This is a genomic window from Pseudorhodoplanes sp., from assembly GCF_035565855.1.
In the GTDB taxonomy this organism is placed as follows: domain Bacteria; phylum Pseudomonadota; class Alphaproteobacteria; order Rhizobiales; family Xanthobacteraceae; genus Pseudorhodoplanes.
The window spans coordinates 1-2,628 of the sequence record NZ_DATMRX010000114.1 but is presented as its reverse complement, the minus strand read 5'-3'; the positions used below and the strand labels follow the sequence as shown (position 1 = coordinate 2,628).

Sequence of the window (2,628 nt, the reverse complement as noted above, 5' to 3'; positions counted from 1 at the left end):
CCGCAATTTCGCAGCTTCTTCTAACGTTTGTTCGTGACCAACGTGCCGAGAGGCGCGGTGGCGCGCCCTTATGGGCCGAAAACTCCGCAAAAGTCTGGCTGCGGCTATTCGGTGCTTGCCGCCGCGTTCAGGTGATGCGGTCGTATCCGTGATGACTTTGGCAAGGCGAAGCCATGTCAGCATTGTGCAAGAAACGGACATGACGGAAGGGCAACAGCTCACCGCAGGCGGCAGCGTTCCGAAAAAAATCAGGACGTCGCACGCAGCGTCTCGACCAGTCGCTGAGCGTCGCGGAAGCGCGCATCATTTGCACGCGCTCGCCCGAAAAAGCCGCGCCGCCTGGTCCTCCTCACGGGGAGGAAATCGCGTCCCGTCTGGACATCTTTCCGATTAGACGGTAACGTCAATAATTAAACATATAAGACGAAAGGTTGCAGGGATGGCGCAAGAGGCGACAGCTGGTTTCCGCAATGCTGGCTGGACCATGACCGGGCTGCCGGCGGACGTGATGGTCACGGTGCATCCGCTGCAGACGCAGGACGGCGCGGCAGTCAACGGCTTTCTCTATGCGAAGCAGTCGGCCGACACCGTGCTGTGCATCATGCATCCGCGTGAGTTCCTGGCGACCCACTATCTGGTACCGGACCTGGTGGCGGCAGGCTATGCCGTGTTCACCCAGACCGCACGTTCGGTCGGCAACGATATGCGGCTCGAACATGAGATCTCGCTGCTGGATGTCGCAGCCGGACTGAACTTCCTGAAAAATGCGGGCTTTAAGCGCATCATCCTGATTGGCAATTCGGGCGGTGCGAGCCTCTATGCCTTCTACAATCAGCAGTCGTTGAAGGACGGTGCGAGCCGATTAGAGAAGACGCCGGGCGGGCGCCCGACCGGGCTTGCTGAAGCCTCCATGCCGGTCGCGGATGGCGTGGTGTTCGTGTCTCCGCATCCGGGGCAAGGGCAGATTCTGCTCAAGTGCATCGATCCTTCGGTCGCCGACGAGAACGATGCGCTCTCCGTGAATTCGGCGCTCGACTTCCTCGATCCTGCCAACGGCTATCGCGAGGGGCCGGAGGGTTCGCGCTATTCGGCGGAATTCATCGAGAGCTTCCGCAAGGCGCAGTCGGAGCGGGTCGCGCGGCTCGATGCGGTCGCGCGCAACATGATCAGCGAGCGGCTGTCGGCGCGCAAGCGTGCGAAGGAGAGCGGTTCGTCCGCGGATCGCCGCAAAGGCGCGCACACCGCCGTGATGACGATCTGGCGCACAGACGCGGACCTTCGGTGCTGGGACCCTTCGATCGATCCATCCGACCGCAAGGTCGGTTCGGTATGGGGCAAGGATCCATTCGCGACCAACTACGGGGCGGTCGGCTTCGCCCGCTTCTGCACGCCGGAGGCGTGGCTCTCGACCTGGTCGGGGCATTCCTCGCGCGCCAACCTGTTCGAGACCGCGAAGGCCGTCGAACAGCCGTGCCTGCTCATCGATTACACCGGCGACAATACGGTGTTTCCGGCCGACTGCGCGGCAATCTTCGACACCATTGCATCGAAGGACAAGATCCGCGAGCGCTTCCGCGGCGACCATCACGGACGGGCGCTGGAGAAGGGCGAGGAGCCGGGCCGCGTAGCCGCCGCCAAGGCGATTGTGAACTGGCTGAAGGAAAAATTCGGCTGAGACGGTTCTCAGCCGAATTCATAAGCCGAACTTTCAGAAAAAGAATTTCAGCGGCGTCTAGACGCCGAGCACCGGTTCATTGGTCGGTGCGAGCCGGATCGATTCCGACGTGAACGAGGTGATCTTGCCGTCCAGGCCGCCGGTTAGGCAGCCGAACCAGACCGCCTCGCCAAGCCCGGTCGCATCGCGCTTGATCTCGATCTCGCAGTCGAATTCGACATAGCGATAGCCGGCGATGACCGGATGGACACGGCAGCGCTCATGCTGTTGCGCTGCGCGCACGAGCGGCGAGAACTCCGGGACGTCGAGAACGTAGAACCCACTCATGACGCAGCAACCGGCTCCGCTTCCTGCTGGCGCTTGCGCACGAAATCGGCTTTGGCGCGCCAGAGCTGTTCAATGCTGGTCCAGCGGCCGCTGTCTTCCAGCGTCAGCGCCGCATCGATGGTCATGTTAGCATCGACCGCGTCGAGCTCTTCCATGTCGCGCAGCGAGCGTGTGATCTCTAGCGGATAAAAATTCGGGTCGCGAAAATAGATCGACTCGAGGATCTCATGCTTGACGAACTGGCTGACGCGAACGCCCTTGTTTTCGAGCCGCTTCTGCCATTCGAGCAGTTGCTCTTCGGTCTCCACTCGCCAGGCGGTGTGGTTTGCCATTGCCATGTAGCCCCTTGGAACCACCAACTCCGGCGGCTGCTGTGTGCCGATGTAATAGAAGAAGGCGATGGTGCTCTCGTTGCCGCTATCGAAGAAGAAGTGAATAAAGTCGGCGTGCTCCTCCTTCTCGCGCCCCCAGCCCTTGGCGGTGATGGCGTGCACCAGTGGCAGTCCGAGAATGTCGCGATAGAATTCTACGGTTTCGCGTAGCTTCCATGTCGGCCGCGCAGTGTGGTCGACGCCGTGCAGCGACAGGCGTCCGGACAGGGACGGGGCGAGATTGGTCATCGCGGA

At 61.5% G+C, this 2,628-nt stretch carries 3 protein-coding genes; 1 reads left to right on the top strand and 2 read right to left on the bottom strand.

Features of this window, described 5'->3' with window-relative positions:
- Window positions 1-439: 439 nt before the first annotated feature.
- On the top strand, window positions 440-1,675 hold the full coding sequence (locus tag VN004_RS06485) for a hypothetical protein (protein ID WP_325608157.1): 1,236 nt from the start codon (window positions 440-442) through the stop codon (window positions 1,673-1,675).
- A 57-nt stretch (window positions 1,676-1,732) separates the two neighbouring features.
- Here VN004_RS06485 and VN004_RS06480 read toward each other — a convergent pair whose 3' ends face one another.
- Both VN004_RS06480 and VN004_RS06475 read right to left on the bottom strand, forming a co-directional pair.
- Window positions 1,733-2,002, bottom strand: a complete 270-nt coding sequence (locus tag VN004_RS06480; protein WP_325608155.1) for a hypothetical protein — start codon at window positions 2,000-2,002, stop codon at window positions 1,733-1,735.
- On the bottom strand, window positions 1,999-2,628 hold a 630-nt coding region (locus tag VN004_RS06475; RefSeq protein WP_325608153.1), incomplete at its 5' end, for a VOC family protein. The genes VN004_RS06475 and VN004_RS06480, both read right to left, overlap by 4 nt.